General features: G+C 56.0%; 15 protein-coding genes. 8 read left to right on the forward strand and 7 right to left on the reverse strand.

Features of this window, described 5'->3' with window-relative positions:
* Nucleotide 1: 1 nt before the first annotated feature.
* The 6 genes from NHG65_RS03130 to NHG65_RS03155 form a co-directional block, all read right to left on the reverse strand.
* The gene (locus NHG65_RS03130) at nucleotides 2–784 is read right to left on the reverse strand and encodes an SDR family NAD(P)-dependent oxidoreductase (RefSeq protein WP_207979322.1); all 783 of its coding nucleotides are present in this window, start codon (nucleotides 782–784) and stop codon (nucleotides 2–4) included.
* A gap of 25 nt (nucleotides 785–809) precedes the next feature.
* Nucleotides 810–1,712, reverse strand: a complete 903-nt coding sequence (locus NHG65_RS03135) for a dihydrodipicolinate synthase family protein (protein WP_262261676.1) — start codon at nucleotides 1,710–1,712, stop codon at nucleotides 810–812.
* Entirely contained in the window at nucleotides 1,712–3,424 is a 1,713-nt protein-coding gene (gene ilvD, locus NHG65_RS03140; RefSeq protein ID WP_262261677.1) for a dihydroxy-acid dehydratase, read from the reverse strand. The genes NHG65_RS03135 and ilvD overlap by 1 nt, the downstream gene beginning before the upstream one ends.
* 2 nt (nucleotides 3,425–3,426) lie before the next feature.
* Nucleotides 3,427–4,815 carry an MFS transporter gene (locus NHG65_RS03145; protein ID WP_099063118.1) on the reverse strand — a complete coding sequence of 463 codons (1,389 nt, stop codon included), beginning with the start codon at nucleotides 4,813–4,815 and terminating at the stop codon, nucleotides 3,427–3,429.
* 28 nt (nucleotides 4,816–4,843) lie between these two features.
* Complete coding sequence (locus NHG65_RS03150) at nucleotides 4,844–6,274, reverse strand: sugar porter family MFS transporter (protein ID WP_099063117.1); 1,431 nt, start codon at nucleotides 6,272–6,274, stop codon at nucleotides 4,844–4,846.
* A 205-nt stretch (nucleotides 6,275–6,479) separates the two neighbouring features.
* Nucleotides 6,480–7,211, reverse strand: a complete 732-nt coding sequence (locus tag NHG65_RS03155) for a FadR/GntR family transcriptional regulator (RefSeq protein WP_099063116.1) — start codon at nucleotides 7,209–7,211, stop codon at nucleotides 6,480–6,482.
* Nucleotides 7,212–7,532: 321 nt separating this feature from the next.
* Between NHG65_RS03155 and dapB the strand changes: the two genes are divergently transcribed.
* The 5 genes from dapB to kefC all read left to right on the forward strand — a co-directional run bounded on the left by dapB (nucleotide 7,533) and on the right by kefC (nucleotide 15,797).
* A complete protein-coding gene (dapB, locus tag NHG65_RS03160; protein WP_099063115.1) occupies nucleotides 7,533–8,354 on the forward strand; it encodes a 4-hydroxy-tetrahydrodipicolinate reductase in 822 nt (273 codons plus the stop codon).
* Nucleotides 8,355–8,824: 470 nt separating this feature from the next.
* Nucleotides 8,825–9,973, forward strand: a complete 1,149-nt coding sequence (gene carA / locus NHG65_RS03165; RefSeq protein ID WP_099063244.1) for a glutamine-hydrolyzing carbamoyl-phosphate synthase small subunit — start codon at nucleotides 8,825–8,827, stop codon at nucleotides 9,971–9,973.
* A gap of 15 nt (nucleotides 9,974–9,988) precedes the next feature.
* Nucleotides 9,989–13,213 (forward strand): carbamoyl-phosphate synthase large subunit, encoded by a 3,225-nt coding sequence (carB, locus tag NHG65_RS03170; RefSeq protein WP_099063114.1) that lies wholly within the window; start codon nucleotides 9,989–9,991, stop codon nucleotides 13,211–13,213.
* A gap of 180 nt (nucleotides 13,214–13,393) precedes the next feature.
* The gene (kefF, locus tag NHG65_RS03175; RefSeq protein ID WP_112347991.1) at nucleotides 13,394–13,951 is read left to right on the forward strand and encodes a glutathione-regulated potassium-efflux system oxidoreductase KefF; all 558 of its coding nucleotides are present in this window, start codon (nucleotides 13,394–13,396) and stop codon (nucleotides 13,949–13,951) included.
* The gene (kefC, locus tag NHG65_RS03180; RefSeq protein ID WP_207979299.1) at nucleotides 13,944–15,797 is read left to right on the forward strand and encodes a glutathione-regulated potassium-efflux system protein KefC; all 1,854 of its coding nucleotides are present in this window, start codon (nucleotides 13,944–13,946) and stop codon (nucleotides 15,795–15,797) included. Before kefF ends, kefC begins: the two co-directional genes overlap by 8 nt.
* Nucleotides 15,798–16,027: 230 nt before the next feature.
* Here kefC and NHG65_RS03185 read toward each other — a convergent pair whose 3' ends face one another.
* Nucleotides 16,028–16,642 (reverse strand): LysE family translocator, encoded by a 615-nt coding sequence (locus tag NHG65_RS03185; RefSeq protein ID WP_099063111.1) that lies wholly within the window; start codon nucleotides 16,640–16,642, stop codon nucleotides 16,028–16,030.
* A gap of 129 nt (nucleotides 16,643–16,771) precedes the next feature.
* On the opposite strand from NHG65_RS03185, the gene NHG65_RS03190 reads away from it, so the two are divergent.
* The 3 genes from NHG65_RS03190 to folA all read left to right on the forward strand — a co-directional run bounded on the left by NHG65_RS03190 (nucleotide 16,772) and on the right by folA (nucleotide 18,656).
* Nucleotides 16,772–17,572, forward strand: a complete 801-nt coding sequence (locus tag NHG65_RS03190; RefSeq protein ID WP_099063110.1) for a threonine/serine exporter family protein — start codon at nucleotides 16,772–16,774, stop codon at nucleotides 17,570–17,572.
* Nucleotides 17,569–18,033 carry a threonine/serine exporter gene (locus tag NHG65_RS03195; RefSeq protein ID WP_165366336.1) on the forward strand — a complete coding sequence of 155 codons (465 nt, stop codon included), beginning with the start codon at nucleotides 17,569–17,571 and terminating at the stop codon, nucleotides 18,031–18,033. The genes NHG65_RS03190 and NHG65_RS03195 overlap by 4 nt, the downstream gene beginning before the upstream one ends.
* A gap of 140 nt (nucleotides 18,034–18,173) precedes the next feature.
* Nucleotides 18,174–18,656 carry a type 3 dihydrofolate reductase gene (folA, locus tag NHG65_RS03200; protein WP_099063108.1) on the forward strand — a complete coding sequence of 161 codons (483 nt, stop codon included), beginning with the start codon at nucleotides 18,174–18,176 and terminating at the stop codon, nucleotides 18,654–18,656.
* Nucleotides 18,657–18,710: the final 54 nt, after the last annotated feature.

The following is an 18,710-nucleotide window of genomic DNA, read 5'->3' on the forward strand; positions in this document are numbered from 1 at the left end:
GTTAGTCGGGGTCTTCATCCTGCATGATGGCACTGCGTCCTCCGTCCATCACAATCGTGGTGCCTGCGATAAATCCCGCGTGTTCACTGGCGAGAAACAAACACAAATCACCGACTTCTTCAGGTGCTCCCAGGCGGCCGACCGGGTGCTTGTTAACGGTTCTTTCCCGCGCCAGTTTGGCATCCGGGTGGCTATCGAACCAGGTTTGGTTGCCTTCGGTATCGATAAAACCAGGAGCAATCCCCAGAGTGCGGATCGCCGGGCCCCACTCGATAGTCAGGCTTTGTACCAGGGAGAGTAGTGCCCGCTTGCTGATGTTATACGGCGCACAGCCCGGCAGGGTGGAAAATGCGTGGTTGGAGGTAATCACCAGGATCACGCCACGGCTTTGGGTCAGGGCCGCACGGGCACATTTGGCCAGATACCAATGTGAGCGCAGATTGAGATTGAAGTTATGCGTCCAGTCTTCTTCTTCGCAATCAATGCCTTTGAAAACGTTTTTACCGGCGTTGGAAACCACAATATCGATACGATGGAACCGTTGCTCAGCATTGGCGACAAAACGTTTTATCTCGGTGGTCTGCGTGACATCCACCGAGTCGTAGAAAAAATGTTGCGGGTACTCGCGTCGCAATTGCTGGGCATGGGGGGCTTTCTCCAGGGTTGGTTCGGCGCAACCCATAACGCTATCGCCGTTAGCGAGAAAGGCCTTGGTAATAGCCAGACCTATGCCCTGGCTGGCACCGGTGACGATCACCACTCGTCCGGATTTGTCGATAAGCATATAAACCTCGGCAAGGGCTGTTTTGCTACAGAGAAAACTGGCCTAAAAACCGGTCGATCATCAGGTGATCGTCTGCGGTGAGTTGCCAGCCGGGGTGACGGCAGTAATCGGTGTCAATGATATTGCGCCGCTGCAGAATCGTCTTCTCAACCTGAATAATGTATTCGCAGTGGCTCATCCAGCGCTGAATGTAAGGCAAGAGTGCCTGATGCAGCCTCTGCGCCTGTTCAGCTTCACCGACTTGCCAGTGGTGATAAATGCGCAGGTAAACCTCACTGAATGAACAGCCGGGCATCACGCCTTTGCCCCCCGCAGCCAGCATTGGCAACATATAAAGTCCGGCATAGCCGTTTAACACGCTGGCTTGCGGCGCCAGTTGCAGAAATTCTTTGGTGTAATCCACCGGCGGATTGCACTCTATCTTAAACACCGCATGGGGGTAGCGTGCTGCCACGTCAGCCAATTGTTGAGGCGTGATCGGCAATCCGGTTTCACCCGGCGCGTATTGCACCATCACCGGGATGTCTACGGCATCCAGTACGGCAAAAATGTGCTGTTGGATCGCCTGTGGACTGGGCTGCAGGAAAAATGGCGGCAGCAGCATCAACGCATCCGCGCCCAGCTGTTGATAATGGCGGGCGCGCTTAACGGCGACTTCGCTGCTGTGATCGGTGACCGAGATAGCACGGTACAGCGGGGCGCCTGCCAGCGTGGTGATAAAGATTTCTGCCAGGCGGCCGCGCTCGTGGTCGTCCAATTTGGGAAATTCACTGGCGATACCAAACAGCGTCGTTCCCTGAATGCCGGTTGCGGCCAAATGTTCCAGCAATCGCACAAAGCTTTTTTCATCGATCTCGCCGTCAGGACTGAACGGCATAGCGACAATAGGGTTGACCCCGCAAATATCAGCGGCTTGATAACGGCTCATTATTCTTCCTCCCGGTCAGCCAGCACGGCACCCTGTGCGGCCGGCATTGCCCAGCGACGATAAAGTCGCAGGAAACCTCGCGGTACTTCTTTATCCAGCGGCTGCCAGGTTTTACGTCGCTGGATCAGTTCGGTCTCGCTGACGTGTAGCGTCAGGGTACGCGCCGGGATATCTATCGAAATTTCATCGCCATCCTGCACCAATGCCAGTTCGCCGCCGTCCACTGCCTCAGGCGAGATATGGCCGACAAACAGCCCGCGGTTGGAACCGGAGAAACGGCCGTCGGTGATCAGGGCGCAACTGTCGGCCAACCCCATCCCCTCCAGCGATTTCATCGGCTTATACATTTCCGGCATGCCAGGGCCGCCTTTGGGCCCTTCATAACGCAACACCAGTGCGCTACCCGGCTTAATTTGACCGGACATAATCGCCTCGACAGACTCATGTTCGCTGTTGAACACCACAGCGGGACCACGGAAACGCATCAAATTTTCCGGTACGGCCGCAGGCTTCACGACGCAGCCGAGCGGCGACAAATTACCGTGCAGCACGGCGACACCGGCTTCATTACGCACCGGAATGGCGAGGGTGTGAATGACTTCCGGACGTCGGCTTGGCGGGGTCTTCGCCAGCAGTTCAGCTTTGGTTTTGCCGGTAACGGTTAAGGCGTTGAGATCGAGCAGTTGGGCAATCTCAACTTCGACCGCCGGTACGCCGCCTGCCTCCCAGAAGTCAATCATGTCATGTTCACTGGCCGGGTAGAGTGAGGCGACCAGTGGCACCTGATGGCTCAGTTCATCAAAGGCGGACAGCGGCAGATGCCCCAATTCCGCTTCGTAGTGAATGGCTTGCAGATGCAGAATGGCATTGGTGGAACCGCCGGTGGCCAGTAGATAAATCATCGCATTGCGGATCGACGCCGCGGTGATGATCTGGCGCGCGTTGATGCCATTGAGCACCAGTGCTACCGCCTGGCGGCCGGTTTCGATAGCGCACTCGCGCCGTGCGGCTGAAACCGCCGGTAGCGTACTGCTGCCCGGCAGGCTCATGCCGAGCACCTCGCCGATACAGCACATGGTGTTGGCGGTGCCGTACATGGTGCAGGAGCCCGGTCCGGGTTCAGCGATATTTTCGATGTAAGCGAATTCGGCCTCATCGATTTCACCGCGTTTTTTCCAGCCGATGGCTTCGGTGACGATGTTGCCGTCCCAGTGTTTGCCCTTATATTCTGCCGGGTACATCGGGCCACCGTTGACCATGATCGCCGGAACGTCCAGCCGTGCAGCCGCCATCAGCATGGCGGGTACAATCTTGTCGCAAGAGCCGAGTAGCACCATGCCATCGAAGCGATGGGCGCGCATCATCACTTCAATTGATGCCGTGATCACTTCACGAGCGGCCAGGATATAGCGCATGCCAAGATGCCCTTCGGCAATACCGTCGCAGGGGGCGATAGTGCCGAACACCATGCCGACACCGCCGGCTTCTTCAATGCCCTGCAATACCTTGGCCGTCAGTTCATTCAGGTTGACGTGGCCGGCGGTGGCATTGGTATAACTGTTGACCACGGCGATCACCGGGCGTCGCAGTTGTTCGTCGCTGTGGCCCATCGATTTATACAGCGCACGTTTCAGCGCACCGTCGTCACCCTCGAGGATTGGGTTAAAATGCGAGCCGCAACTGCCGCCGCCACAGGTTCCACATCCGCTCATAATCAAAATCTCTCAGTGATATTTAAAGGGCCGTCGGTATCAGGCTGAGTCGCCTGATGCGGTTTTATCTTTGGGTTTATCAATCTGGCCGGAAGCATGAAGATCAACGGGGCGCAGAGCAGCAGGAAGCCCGCCAAAATATACAGTCCACTGTCAGTCTGGCCGGTTTGGTCTTTCAGCCAGCCGAGCACCGTGGGGCCGAAGAACCCCGCGAGATTGCCGACTGAATTCACCAGTGCGATACCGGCCGCCGCCGCAGTGCCGGAAAGCAACGCGCCCGGCAGGCTGATATAGGTGGGGATCAGCGCCAGGGTGCCGGACATGGCAACGCAGATCCACGTCATCATCCAGAAGGTCGAGCCGCTGCAGTAAGCGCTGAGTGTCAGCCCGATACAGCCAATCACCGCCGGAATGGCAATATGCCAACGGCGCTCCTGTTTCAGATCGGAATGACGACTGTTCCATATCATAAACAACGCGCCAAATACGTAGGGCAAGGCCGCCAGCAGGCCGATTTGGAAGTCGTCGCTGATACCTGAGGTTTTGATGATGGAAGGCAACCAAAAGCTGATGCCGTAATAGCCGACGTTGAAGCTGAAGAAAATCAGCGCCAACAGCCAGACATAGCGGTTAGCCAACATCTCTTTCAGGCTGTGGGCCGCTTTGCCGTTGGCAGCCCGGTCACGATTGGCGCGATCTTTGGCCAGATCGGCCTGTACGAGGTTTTTCTCTTCGGCGGTTAGCCACTTGGCTTCGGCCACGTTGTTATCCAGATAACGCAGTACCACAAAGGCCAGAACCAAAGATGGGACCGCTTCAATCAAGAACAGCCACTGCCAGTTATGCAACCCCCCCACATCCTCAAACAGCTTGAGGATCAGGCCTGAAAGCGGGCTGCCGATGATCACCGACAGCGGGGTGACCAGAATAAACAGCCCCAGCGTGCGGGCGGAGCGCCATGAAGGAAACCACAGGGTTAAATAGAATACGATGCCGGGGAAGAAACCGGCTTCGGCCACGCCGAGCAGAAAGCGCAATACATAAAAGCTGGTGGGGGTGGTGACGAACATCATGGCGGCTGACAATAGTGCCCAGGTTGCCATGATGCGGGCTATCCAGAATCGCGGCCCAAAACGTTGCATAAGCAGGTTGCTGGGCAACTCAAAAATAAAATAACCAATGAAGAAGATACCGGCACCCAGGCCATAAACGGTATCGCTGAAATTCAGGGCATCCTGCATGTGCAGCTTGGCGAACCCGACGTTAACGCGGTCCAGGTAAGCGAAGAAATAACACAGGATCAAAAAAGGGATCAGGCGGCGTGTGATCTTACCGTAGACCTGTGTTTCAGCGGCTTGCTTCACCGTCTGGTTTTCCGTCGTCAACTTCATGAGCGGTTCCTCAGATTTATTAGTCGGGTTATACCGGCGTATTCAAGGAGCGAACATCAGCCTTCGGCTGCGGTGATTTGCCGATGTGGCGCAGGGCAACACCGTTCATCAGGTTTTTTTCGATGTGTTCAAGCGAGATATTCTTGGTTTCTGGCACCAGCCATAACGTCAGCAAGATACAGAACAGGTTGAGCCCAGCGTAAAGCCAGAAAGTACCGGCACTGCCGACGGTGTCGATCAGCGTCAGGAAGGTAGCGCCGATGATCATATTGGCCATCCAGTTGGCCATGGTGGAGCAGGTAACGCCAAAATCGCGTCCGGCCAGCGGCTGGATCTCGGAGCACAATACCCAAATCAAGGGGCCTGCACTCATGGCAAAGCCGGTGATGAAAATCAGCAGCACCATAACCGCTGCGTATTGTTCTGCTGGATTGCTGATGCCGGTGTGGAACATATAACCCAGGGTGCCCATGCAAATGGCCATCACACCGAAACCCAGCTTGAGCATTGGCTTGCGTCCCCAACGATCGACCAGCGCGATAGCGATAAAGGTGGCCAGCACGTTGGTCAACCCGGCGATCACGGTGCACCACATTTGTTCGCTGGTGGTGGAGAAGCCGGCGATTTCAAAGATCTTCGGTGCGTAGTACATGATTATCGTCATGCCGGTGAACTGCTGCATAAATTGCAGCAAGATGCCAAGACAGGTGGAACGACGGAAGTTGGCATTGTGGCGAAACAGTTGCCAGCCGCGTTGCTTCATTTGCAGACTTTCACGGATTTGGTCCAGCTCCACGCGGGCTTCATCATCCGAGTTACGTAGCAGCATTAGCACCTTTGAGGCCAGCTCGCTGCGGCCTTTCATGGCTAACCAGCGCGGACTTTCCGGCAGCGTCACCACGCCAATAAACAGGATGATGGCGGGGAATGTGATAATACCCAGCATCCAGCGCCAGTGACCTCCGGCGCTGAAGGCGGTGTCAGACAGGAAGGCCGCCAGAATGCCGATAGTAATCATCAATTGATAAAGCGAGATCATGCTGCCGCGAATACGCTCCGGGGCGATTTCCGACAGGTACAGTGGTGCAGTGAACGACGCTACGCCGACGGCTAAACCCAGAATAAAGCGCGAAATAACCAACACTTCGAGATTAAGGGCAATGGCGCAACCGACAGAGCCGACGACAAACAACACGGCGCTCAACAACAGGCTTTTTTTACGGCCAAGGCGGGAAGACATCGGCCCGCTGCCCAGTGCCCCGAGTGCGGCACCGAGCATCATAATGCTGACCACGATTTCCTGCTGTTGGCTGGACAGGCTGAATTCGTGGGCCAGGAACGGCAACGCACCGGCGATTACCCCCATATCCAGGCCAAACAGCAGCCCTGCTAAGGCGGCGAGAAAGCAAACCTGCAGGGTTTGTCGGTTAGCTTTGGCGGGAACAGCGATTTTTTCCATAACAACACCCTTTTATTCAATGCGTTATTTTTTTATGCGGAAAGCGCTGGCACCGAACTGTCGGTGAAGCCCGCCCCAGACGTAAGCCGTTCAGTTATTATTTATTCAGGTAATACAAAAGTAGCAATCTTGTAATACAAGAATGCTAGAGCCAAAAGCACTCGGGAACTGTGAGATTGATCGAAATTACAGCAAAGGAGGGTTTTTAGAGGATATGGGCGAACATTTCCGGTTGTTGATGCCAGTTATTCTTTTTGGCCGCGTTGAGCAGAATCACCCGCATACGCTGGCGCGCATTTTCCACCTGCTTGAAGCGAATCGCCTCCAGCAGTTGCTGATGTTCTTCTACGGCATTTTTGGCCAGACGGACGTCCTCTTCCAGCGTTTGCTGGAAAGAGAGTGCCATGGCGGCGGAAAGTGCGCTGCCTAATGAATGCAAAAAGGGGTTGTGGCTGGCGCTCAACAAGGCGAGGTGGAACGCCATATCGCCCTGTTCGAAGAGTTCGCGGCTGGCTTGTTGTTGCCCTTGTGCCATCAGTTTGCAGGCATCTTCAAGTGCGGCCAAATCATGGCCGGTTGCGTTAACGGCCGCCAGTGCGGCGATATTAGGCTCAAAGATAAGGCGAGTGACCATCAATTGCTCAACCAACAACGGGTCGAGGCTGCCTTCTGCCAGCCAGGCCAGAACATCGGTATCCAGAAAACTCCATTGCTCGCGCGCATTGACCGTGCTGCGTTTCTTCGCCTGGATGGAAATCAGCCCTTTTGCCGCCAGCACTTGCAAGGCATTGCGCACCGAGGTGCGTGAAACCTCATATTGCAGCGCCAGTTCATTTTCCCCCGGCAGTGACAGCCCGGGCGGCAGATCGCCCTTGATGATACGGCGGGCCAGATCTTGCGTCAGGGTTTCCGATAGGGTGGTGGGTGCGGTTTTCATCCGTGGCTCTCAGGCAATAAAGCGGCAGTTACTGCATATACTAAGCTAAGCGACAGGTTGGTGGTACCTATGCCGATTTTAGTGAAGCGAATAAGCGGTTTTTCATGCAGATTATGCCGGTTAAAACTGCATGATTATGTAAATCAAACCATCGACGCTTTTTAGGTTAAATGTTAACCCATTGACAGCATTGCTGATGAAATGCGTGGGATATCATAATTTTCTAATTATGAAATGAATCCTCTGGCGGTGATAAGGTGGGGCAGTTACCCTGAACCGATAGCCTAATGGGATAGGCGTCAAATCAACAAGAGAGCAAGCATGACTGATTCACAAATCCGCATTGCGGTTGCGGGTTCCGGCGGCCGTATGGGCCGTCAATTGATCCAGGCGGTACAGCAGGCACCGGGTGTGGTGCTGGGAGCCGCGATTTCACGGCCAGGCTCAAGCCTGATTGGTACCGATGCCGGTGAACTGGCGGGCGTTGGCACGCTGGGCGTGACCGTTAGCGACAGTCTGGAAAAGGTGGTTGGCGATTTCGATATTCTGATCGACTTCACCCGTCCGGAAAGCACCCTGGGCTACCTGGCTTTCTGCGTCGAGCATAAAAAAGCCATGGTGATTGGCACCACCGGCTTTGATGATGCCGGCAAAGAGGCCATCCGTGCCGCCGGGCAGCAGATTGGTATCGTCTTCGCCGCCAACTTCAGCGTCGGCGTCAATCTGGTGCTGAAACTGTTGGAAAAAGCCGCTCAAGTGATGGGCGACTATACCGATATCGAGATTATTGAAGCGCATCACCGCCATAAAGTGGATGCCCCTTCGGGCACGGCGTTGGCGATGGGCGAGGCGATTGCCGGTGCACTGGGACGCGATCTTAAAGAGTGTGCGGTGTATGCGCGCGAAGGTTATACCGGTGAGCGCGATCCGAAGAGTATTGGCTTTGCCACTATTCGTGCCGGCGATATCGTCGGGGAGCACACCGCCATGTTTGCCGACATCGGCGAGCGGGTAGAGATTACCCATAAAGCCTCCAGCCGCATGACTTTCGCCAGTGGAGCGGTGCGCGCGGCATCATGGCTGTATAAGCGTGATAAAGGGCTGTTTGATATGCGGGATGTGCTCAATCTTGACCAGTTATAATTGATTTATATACCATCGTGATGTGGTTGTATTGATCATAATGCTATGATTAACGGACAATAATTTTATTGTCCTTTTTTTTAATGCTTAAAATGATGCTGATGCATTTATTTTATAGTGTAATGCTTGTTTTGATGGGTTTAATTTGATTTTTTTGCCGTTAATCTCAAACAATGATGTTTTTAGCCCGGGATTTTGCCTTTATCATTGCGCTTTTTTGTCATTCCTCCCCGCAACCGTTTACCAACCCGAGTTTAGCGGTGTTTTTGTGGCTGCTAACCCTATTAAACGTTGAGAAGTGCAAAAATAAGAGAAAAAATGGCGCTTTGGGTAGACAAGCGGAGCTCTCATCATTAAAATGCGCCCAATTTGCCAAAAATTGACCTTGAAGGCGGTTTTTGCATTGATTTAGATCGCGATATCTGAATTAATATGCAAATATTGTGATTGATTATTCCTTGGAGGGTGTTTTGATTAAGTCAGCGCTATTGGTTCTCGAAGACGGAACCCAATTCCACGGTCGGGCCATCGGGGCAGAGGGTACGGCAGTGGGGGAAGTGGTCTTCAATACGTCGATGACCGGTTATCAAGAAATCCTCACTGATCCTTCCTACTCCCGCCAGATCGTTACTCTTACTTATCCTCATATCGGCAATGTCGGCACCAATGCTGCTGACGAAGAATCCTCCGCTGTACACGCCCAAGGCCTCGTCATTCGCGACCTCCCACTGATTGCCAGCAACTACCGCAACGAAGAAGGCCTGTCTGACTACCTGAAGCGTCACAACATCGTGGCGATTGCCGATATTGATACCCGCAAGCTGACCCGTCTGCTGCGTGAAAAGGGTGCACAGAACGGCTGCATCATCGCCGCTGACACACCGGATGCTGCCCTGGCATTGGCGAAGGCCAAAGGTTTCCCGGGCCTGAAAGGCATGGACCTGGCGAAAGAAGTAACCACTCAGGAAGCATACAGCTGGCAGCAAGGTAGCTGGACGCTTGAAGGCGAACTGCCGGAAGCCAAAGCGGCCTCCGAGCTGCCGTTCCACGTGGTGGCCTACGACTTTGGCGCCAAGCGCAACATCCTGCGCATGCTGGTGGATCGCGGCTGCCGCCTGACGGTAGTGCCGGCGCAGACCCCGGCAGATGAAGTATTGAAGATGAGTCCGGACGGCATTTTCCTGTCCAACGGCCCGGGTGACCCGGAGCCTTGTGATTACGCCATTACCGCCATCAAACAGTTCCTGGAAACCGACATTCCGGTATTTGGCATCTGCCTCGGCCACCAGTTGCTGGCACTGGCCAGCGGCGCGAAAACCGTGAAGATGAAGCTCGGCCACCACGGCGGTAACCACCCGGTAAAAGACCTGGATAAAGACTGCGTCATGATCACCGCGCAGAACCACGGTTTTGCCGTGGATGAAAACAACCTGCCGGCAGAACTGCGCGTAACGCACAAATCCTTGTTTGACCACACGGTGCAGGGCATTCACCGCACCGACAAGGCTGCGTTCAGCTTCCAGGGGCACCCTGAAGCCAGCCCGGGCCCACACGATGCCGCGCCGTTGTTCGATCACTTTATCGAACTGATCGAGACTTACCGTTCTAACGCCAAATAATCAGGAGCAGTAAAAATGCCAAAACGTACAGACATAAAAAGCATCCTGATCCTCGGCGCTGGCCCGATTGTTATCGGCCAGGCGTGTGAGTTCGACTACTCGGGTGCTCAGGCGTGTAAAGCGCTGCGCGAAGAGGGTTACCGCGTTATTTTGGTGAACTCCAACCCGGCCACCATCATGACTGACCCGGAAATGGCGGATGCGACCTACATCGAGCCGATTCACTGGAAAGTGGTGCGCAAAATCATCGAAAAAGAGCGTCCGGATGCCGTGCTGCCGACCATGGGCGGCCAGACCGCACTGAACTGTGCGCTGGAACTGGAACGTCAGGGCGTGCTGGCCGAGTTTGGCGTGACCATGATTGGCGCTACCGCTGACGCGATCGATAAAGCTGAAGACCGTCGCCGTTTCGACGTGGCGATGAAGAAAATCGGTCTGGACACCGCGCGCTCCGGCATTGCGCACAATATGGAAGAAGCGCTGGCGGTTGCCGCTGACGTCGGCTTCCCGTGCATCATCCGTCCTTCCTTTACCATGGGCGGCAGCGGCGGCGGTATCGCCTATAACCGCGAAGAGTTCGAAGAGATCTGCGAACGCGGCCTGGATTTGTCACCAACCAAAGAGCTGTTGATTGACGAGTCGCTGATCGGCTGGAAAGAGTACGAGATGGAGGTGGTGCGCGATAAGAATGATAATTGCATCATCGTCTGCTCGATCGAAAACTTCGACGCCATGGGTATCCATACCGGTGACTCGATCACCGTCGCGCCGGCGCAGACGCTGACCGACAAAGAATACCAAATCATGCGTAACGCCTCGATGGCGGTGCTGCGTGAAATCGGCGTGGAAACCGGTGGCTCCAACGTGCAGTTCTCGGTTAACCCGAAAACCGGCCGTCTGATCGTCATCGAAATGAACCCGCGTGTATCCCGCTCTTCGGCGCTGGCGTCGAAAGCCACCGGCTTCCCGATTGCCAAAATTGCCGCCAAGCTGGCGGTGGGTTACACCCTCGACGAACTGATGAACGACATCACCGGTGGCCGCACGCCAGCCTCGTTCGAACCGTCCATCGACTACGTCGTGACCAAAATTCCTCGCTTCAACTTCGAGAAATTTGCCGGTGCCAACGACCGTCTGACCACCCAAATGAAATCCGTCGGCGAAGTGATGGCGATTGGCCGTACTCAGCAAGAGTCACTGCAGAAAGCGCTGCGTGGCCTGGAAGTGGGTGCTACCGGCTTTGACCCGAAAGTGAGCCTGGACGACCCGGAAGCGCTGACCAAAATCCGTCGTGAGCTGAAAGATGCCGGTTCTGACCGCATCTGGTACATCGCTGACGCCTTCCGTGCCGGTCTGTCGGTTGACGGTGTCTTCAATCTGACCAATGTGGACCGCTGGTTCCTGGTGCAAATTGAAGAGCTGGTGCGCCTGGAAGAGCAGGTTGCCGAAACCGGCATCAACGGTTTGACGTCGGAATTCCTGCGTACCCTGAAGCGTAAAGGCTTCGCCGATGCGCGCCTGGCTATCCTGGCCGGCGTTGCAGAGAGCGAAATCCGCAAACTGCGCCACGGTTATGGTCTGCACCCGGTTTACAAGCGTGTGGATACCTGCGCGGCAGAATTCGCCACCGACACCGCTTATATGTACTCCACTTATGAAGAAGAGTGCGAGTCCAATCCGACCAATGACCGTCCGAAAATCATGGTGCTGGGCGGCGGTCCGAACCGTATCGGCCAGGGCATTGAGTTCGACTACTGCTGCGTACACGCCTCGCTGGCGCTGCGCGAAGACGGTTACGAAACCATTATGGTCAACTGTAACCCGGAAACCGTGTCTACCGACTACGACACTTCCGACCGTCTGTACTTCGAGCCGGTGACGCTGGAAGACGTGCTGGAAATCGTGCGTATCGAGAAGCCGAAAGGGGTGATCGTCCAGTACGGCGGCCAGACCCCGCTGAAGCTGGCGCGTGAGCTGGAAGCCGCAGGCGTGCCGATCATCGGCACCAGCCCGGATGCGATTGACCGCGCCGAAGACCGTGAGCGTTTCCAACAGGCGGTGCACCGTCTGGGCCTGAAACAGCCGGCCAACGCCACCGTCTCCACCATCGAACAGGCGGTAGAGAAAGCGGCCGGCCTCGGCTACCCGCTGGTGGTACGTCCTTCCTACGTGCTGGGCGGCCGCGCGATGGAAATCGTTTATGACGATATCGACCTGCGCCGTTACTTCCAGAATGCAGTCAGCGTTTCCAACGACGCGCCAGTGCTGCTGGATCGCTTCCTGGATGATGCGGTAGAAGTCGACGTCGATGCCATTTGCGACGGCGAGCGGGTGCTGATTGGCGGTATCATGGAACACATCGAACAGGCGGGCGTGCACTCCGGTGACTCCGCTTGCTCACTGCCGGCCTACACCCTGAGCAAAGAAATTCAGGATGTGATGCGCCAGCAGGTTGAGAAACTGGCGTTCGAGCTGCAGGTTCGCGGCCTGATGAACGTGCAGTTTGCGGTGAAGAACAACGAAGTCTACCTGATTGAAGTCAACCCACGTGCTGCGCGTACCGTACCTTTCGTCTCCAAGGCGACCGGCGTCCAGTTGGCTAAGGTAGCGGCACGCGTGATGGCGGGCAAAACGCTGGCCGAGCAGGGTGTAACGGAAGAAGTTATTCCGCCTTACTACTCGGTGAAAGAAGTGGTGCTGCCGTTCAACAAGTTCCCAGGCGTCGACCCGATTTTAGGGCCGGAAATGCGCTCTACCGGGGAAGTGATGGGCGTAGGCCGCACCTTCGCGGAAGCCTTCTCCAAGGCGATGCTCGGCAGCCAGTCAGGCATGAAGAAACAGGGTCGTGCGCTGCTGTCGGTGCGTGAAGGCGATAAAGCCCGGGTGGTGGATCTGGCGGCAAGCCTGCTGAAACAGGGCTTTGAGCTGGATGCGACCCACGGTACCGCCGTGGTGCTGGGCGAGGCGGGGATTAACCCACGCCTGGTCAACAAGGTGCATGAAGGTCGTCCGCACATTCAGGACCGTATCAAGAATGGCGAGTACACCTACATCGTTAACACCACGGCCGGCCGCCAGGCGATTGAGGATTCCAAGCTGATTCGCCGCAGTGCGCTGCAGTACAAGGTGCATTACGACACCACCCTGAACGGCGGCTTTGCCACCGCGATGGCGCTGAAGGCCGATCCGACCGAACAGGTCACTTCGGTGCAGGAGATGCACGCACGCATCGGTAAGTAATCTCTCTATGCCGTAACATCAGGGCGCTGCAGTTGAATGCAGTGCCCTTTTTTTATCTCCATCAGCCAATTTGTTGTCTCACGTTAAAAATTTCCGCTATCAATCATTCAGCAAACTGTCACTCTGTGTGATTGGTATATGCTTGATATATTGGCAAGGAACGAAGGAACGACGACAACCATGATCCTGATAATTTACGCCCATCCTTATCCCCGGCATTCTCATGCCAACCATCGGCTGCTACAGGCGGTGAAGGACCTTCCCGAGGTGGAAGTCCGTTCGCTGTACGAGCTGTATCCCGATTTCAATATTGATATCAACGCCGAGCAGCAAGCGCTGGAGCGTGCCGATCTGGTGGTGTTGCAGCATCCGATGCAGTGGTACAGCCAACCGCCGTTGCTGAAACTGTGGATCGACAAAGTGCTGGAGCACGGTTGGGCCTATGGCCATGAAGGCGATGCGTTGGTAGGTAAAGATGTCCTGTGGGCGGTGACCAGTGGGGGGGATGAGCACCATTTCGAACTGGGCGATTATCCCAATTTTGCCGCACTGGGGCAGCCGCTGCAGGCCACGGCGCTGTATTGCGGTATGAACTGGCAACCCTACTTTGCCGTGCACAATACCTTTACCTGCAATGAACCGGCGCTGATTGCCGCCGGAGAGGCCTACCGCCAGCGGCTGGTGGCGTATCTGATGGAACACAGTGAACCGGCGGATCAGGGAGTCGAGCATGGATAATCACCATATGATGATTGAGGGGCTGATCTATCTGGGATCGGCCGCGTTGTTCGTGCCGATAGCGGTGCGATTGGGGCTGGGCTCGGTACTGGGCTACCTGATCGCCGGCTGTATTATTGGCCCCTGGGGGCTGAAACTGGTCTCTGACGCGGAGTCGATCCTCACCTTTGCCGAGATCGGCGTGGTGCTGATGCTGTTTATCATCGGGCTGGAGCTGGATCCGAAACGACTGTGGACGTTGCGCGCCTCGGTATTTGGCGGCGGCATTATCCAGATGGCGGCTTGCGGGCTGGCGCTGAGTGCCTTTTGCTATTTCCTCGGGCTGGACTGGAAGGTGGCGCTGCTGATCGGCCTGACGCTGGCTCTGTCCTCCACCGCCATTGCCATGCAGGCGATGAGTGAACGTAACCTGACGCCGTCGCCGATTGGCCGTAGCGCATTTGCTGCATTGCTGTTCCAGGATATCGCGGCGATCCCGCTGGTGGCGATGATCCCCTTGTTGGCCAGCAGCGGTGCCGTCACCACGTTAGCGACCTTTGCCCTGTCGGCGGCCAAGGTGGTGGGTGCGCTGGTGGTGGTGGTATTGCTCGGTCGTTATGTGACCCGGCCGTTGCTGCATTTTGTCGCCCGCTCCGGCATGCGCGAAGTCTTTAGTGCCGTGGCGCTGTTTCTGGTATTTGGTTTTGGCATTCTGCTGGAAATGGCCGGGCTGTCGATGGCGATGGGGGCTTTCCTTGCCGGGGTGATGCTGGCGAGTTCCGAATACCGTCATGCGTTGGAAAGCGATATTCAGCCGTTCAAGGGCCTGCTGCTCGGGCTGTTCTTTATCGGTGTTGGCATGTCGATCGACTTCGGCACCCTGTTCCACCATCCGTTGTTGATTGCCTCGCTGCTGTTGGGCTTTATGTTGATCAAGGCGGCGCTGCTGTGGGTGATTGGACCCTGGCTTGGCGTACCGAAGCGTCAGCGCGGCATGTTTGCCATTTTGTTAGGGCAGGGCAGTGAGTTTGCCTTCGTGATTTTCGGGGCCGCCCAGTTGGCCGGGGTGTTGCCGCCGGAATGGGCTAAATCGCTGACGCTGGCGGTGGCCTTATCAATGGCGGTGACGCCAGTGCTGTTGGTGGTAGCGGCTCGCATTGAGAAAAACGCGCCGAAGGATGAGCGTCCGGCGGATGAAATTGATGATGAAAACGCCAGCGTAATCATTGCCGGGTTTGGCCGCTTTGGTCAGATTGCCGGCCGTTTGCTGCTGGCTAATGGCGTGCATACCGTGGTGTTGGATCACGACCCGGACCATATCGAAACGCTGCGCAAGTTCGACACCAAGGTGTTTTATGGTGATGCCACGCGTGCCGATCTGCTGGAGGCCGCGGGTGCCGAGCACGCCAAGGTGCTGATTAACGCCATCGACGACGTGGAGGCCAATTTACAATTGACCGAGTTGGCCAAGCGGCACTTCCCACACCTGAAGGTGGTGGCGCGCGCACGCGATGTTGACCACTGGTATCAGTTGCGCCAGTTAGGGGTGGAAAGCCCGGAGCGTGAAACCTTTGAAAGCTCATTGCGTATTGGCCGCGAAACGCTGGAGCTGTTGGGGCTGGATGCTTACGAGGCACGTGAAAAAGCGGATACCTTCCGGCGCTACAACCTGAAAATGCTCGAGGAAACGCTGGAGAATTATCAGGATACCGAATTCCGTCTTGCCGGTCTGCAACGGGCCAAAGAGATGCTCAGTGCGGCTATCGAGCAGGATCAGAATCGGTTGGCGAGGGTACAGCAGAGTGGCTGGCGCGGCAGTATCGATGGCAAAGCACCGGAGGATGAGGTGGTAGAAGCCAAGGGCTAAACATTGAAAGTTGCTTGTAAGCTTGAGATACCCGGGCCTAGCGCACCGTGGGGCCATTATGGGACACATCCATGTGTCCCACCCTACGGGCCGACTGGAAGTCGTTCTAATTTGCTCCCGGCAAATTGGTCGGCGGCCAAGGCCGCTACGACCCCATCGGCACGCTCTCCCTAATAACTGTCTTTATCAGTAGTCTGTGGGCGCAGTTCTATACTGAGCCCTTTTTTTAATTAGCTCAGCGCCACCTTGATACCCAGGGCAATCAGCATGCCGCCCAGCAATTTATCCACTACCTTCTGGGTTTTCTCCAGCCCGCGACGCACCGGTCCGCTTTGGATCAGGAACACCAGCACCGGCCACCACAGGGCGGACAGGCCAAGGATAATCCCCGCATACCACAGTTTTTCACCCAGCCCGGAGTTGATCTGCAATACCTGAGTAAACACTGCCAGGAAGAACAGCGTGGCTTTCGGGTTGAGCAAATTACACAGATAGCCCTGCACAAAGGCGCTTTTCAGACTCACCTGTTGCTGCGGCAGATTGCTGACGTTCATCTTGCTGCCACTGCGTGACAGCAATGCCTGAATACCTACCCAGATCAGATAGACCGCCCCGGCGTACTTCAGCACGTTGAACAGCCATGGTGTGGTGGTGATCACCACTGCCAGTCCGGCCACGCAGTAAGACATATGGGTCGCGACGCCGCAGATCACACCGAAGGCGGTCATCATGGCGGCCAGGCGCGGGTAGCGGGCAGCATTCTTGATCACCAGAAAAAAATCCGGGCCGGGCGACAGCATCCCCAGGGCGGCAATACCAGCAACGAACAGCGAAGTTTCAAGCATGATTTGACTCTCTGCACAAAAGGCCTAATTGCGCTGATAATAACGCCGCTTCCCCTGATGCGCATCAACCAAATGAGGTAATGTTTAACCCTATGATGGATCCTCAGTCTGAACAAACCCCGGGGCCCTATGCAGCAACTGACAACCACCGACCTACCGCCACCGCAGCGGCAACAGCGTGAAATCACCCGTCTGTGCATTCAATGTGCTTTGCTGTTGTTACAGCACGGCGCCGAAAGCATGGTGGTGGAGCAATTATCCACCCGGCTGGGGCTGGCGTTGGGCATGGACAGCGTGGAAAGTTCGATCTCGGCCAATGCGGTGGTGCTGACCACCCTCAGTAACGGTGAATGCCTGACCACCACGCGCAAGAACGTCGATCGCGGCATCAATATGCAGATGGTGACCGAGGTGCAGCACATCGTTATTTTGGCGGAGCACCGGCTGGCGGATGCGCATGATGTGGCCCGGCGCTTCGAGAAAATTCGTCCGCTGCGCTATCCGCGTTGGTTGGTGGTGCTAATGGTAGCGCTGTCCTGCGGTTGCTTCAGCATGCTGAACGGCGGCGATCAGAAAGCCTTTGCCGTGACCTTTATCGCCAGCGGCCTGGCCATGTCGGTGCGCCAAATGCTGACCGCCCGCCACATGAATCCACTGATCAACTTTTGCCTGACGGCATTTGTCGCCACCTCGGTTTCCGGCCTGTTGCTGCGGCTGCCGGTGTTCAGCCAAACCTCTACGGTGGCGATGGCCGCCAGCGTGCTGTTGCTGGTGCCGGGGTTTCCGCTGATTAACGCGGTGGCGGATATGTTCAAAGGCCATATCAATACCGGGCTGGCGCGCTGGGCGATGGCCAGTTTGCTGACGCTGGCCACCTGTATTGGCGTGGTGATGGCGATGTCGTTGTGGGATCTGCGGGGGTGGTCATGAACCTGCTTTGGGCTTTGCTGCAGGACATGCTGCTGGCGGCGGTACCGGCGCTGGGCTTCGCCATGGTCTTCAACGTACCGGTGCGCGCACTGCGTTATTGTGCACTGTTGGGGGCGGTGGGCCATGGTTCACGGATGCTGATGATGCACGCAGGCATGAACATCGAATGGGCCACGTTCTTGGCGGCGATTTTGATCGGCATGATCGGTATTTACTGGTCGCGCTGGCTGCTGGCGCACCCGAAGGTGTTTACCGTGGCGGCGGTGATCCCGATGTTCCCGGGTATCTCGGCCTATACCGCGATGATCTCGGTGGTGGAAATCTCGCATTTGGGGTACAGCGAGGCGCTGATGGCCACCCTGATGAGCAATTTCCTCAAGGCCTGTTTTATCGTTGGTGCGTTATCGATTGGGCTGTCACTGCCCGGGCTGTGGCTGTACCGTAAACGCCCCGGCGTCTGAGAATCAAGGGGGGAAAAACGGGTATTAGATATTCTAATAAGAGCTATCTTATATATTCATATTGCTTGATTAGCCTATCGACGGCAGTTGGGGCTTTACGTATAGTGTGAGCAATTTTGCTGCCTACACAGGGTTTAACAATGATTATCAGCCTGATCGCTGCCTTGGCGGCGGATCGCGTTATTGGCATGGAAAACGCCATGCCGTGGCACCTGCCGGCGGACTTAGCGTGGTTTAAACGTAACACGCTGAATAAACCGGTTATTATGGGCCGTAAAACTTTCGAATCCATTGGTCGCCCATTGCCGGGCCGTCATAACATCGTTTTAAGCAGCCGTCCCGGCACGGATACCGGGGTGACCTGGGCCACGTCGATTGACGAAGCGCTGGCCGCTGCCGGTGATGTGGAAGAAGTGATGGTGATAGGTGGCGGGCGTATTTACAGCCAGTTCCTGGCTCGCGCCAACCGCATGTACCTGACGCATATCGATGCCGAAGTCGGTGGCGATGCTCACTTCCCGGACTATGAGCCGGACGAATGGGAAACCTCGTTCAGTGAGTTCCACGATGCTGACGAACTGAATTCTCACAGCTATTGCTTCGAGATTTTAGAACACCGCTGATTGCCGGGTGTGAGTCCGACCTTCCTGAGGGCGCAAGAGATTGCGTCCTTTGTC

The sequence above is a fragment of the Serratia myotis genome (genome assembly GCF_027474885.1).
Taxonomy (GTDB): domain Bacteria; phylum Pseudomonadota; class Gammaproteobacteria; order Enterobacterales; family Enterobacteriaceae; genus Serratia; species Serratia proteamaculans.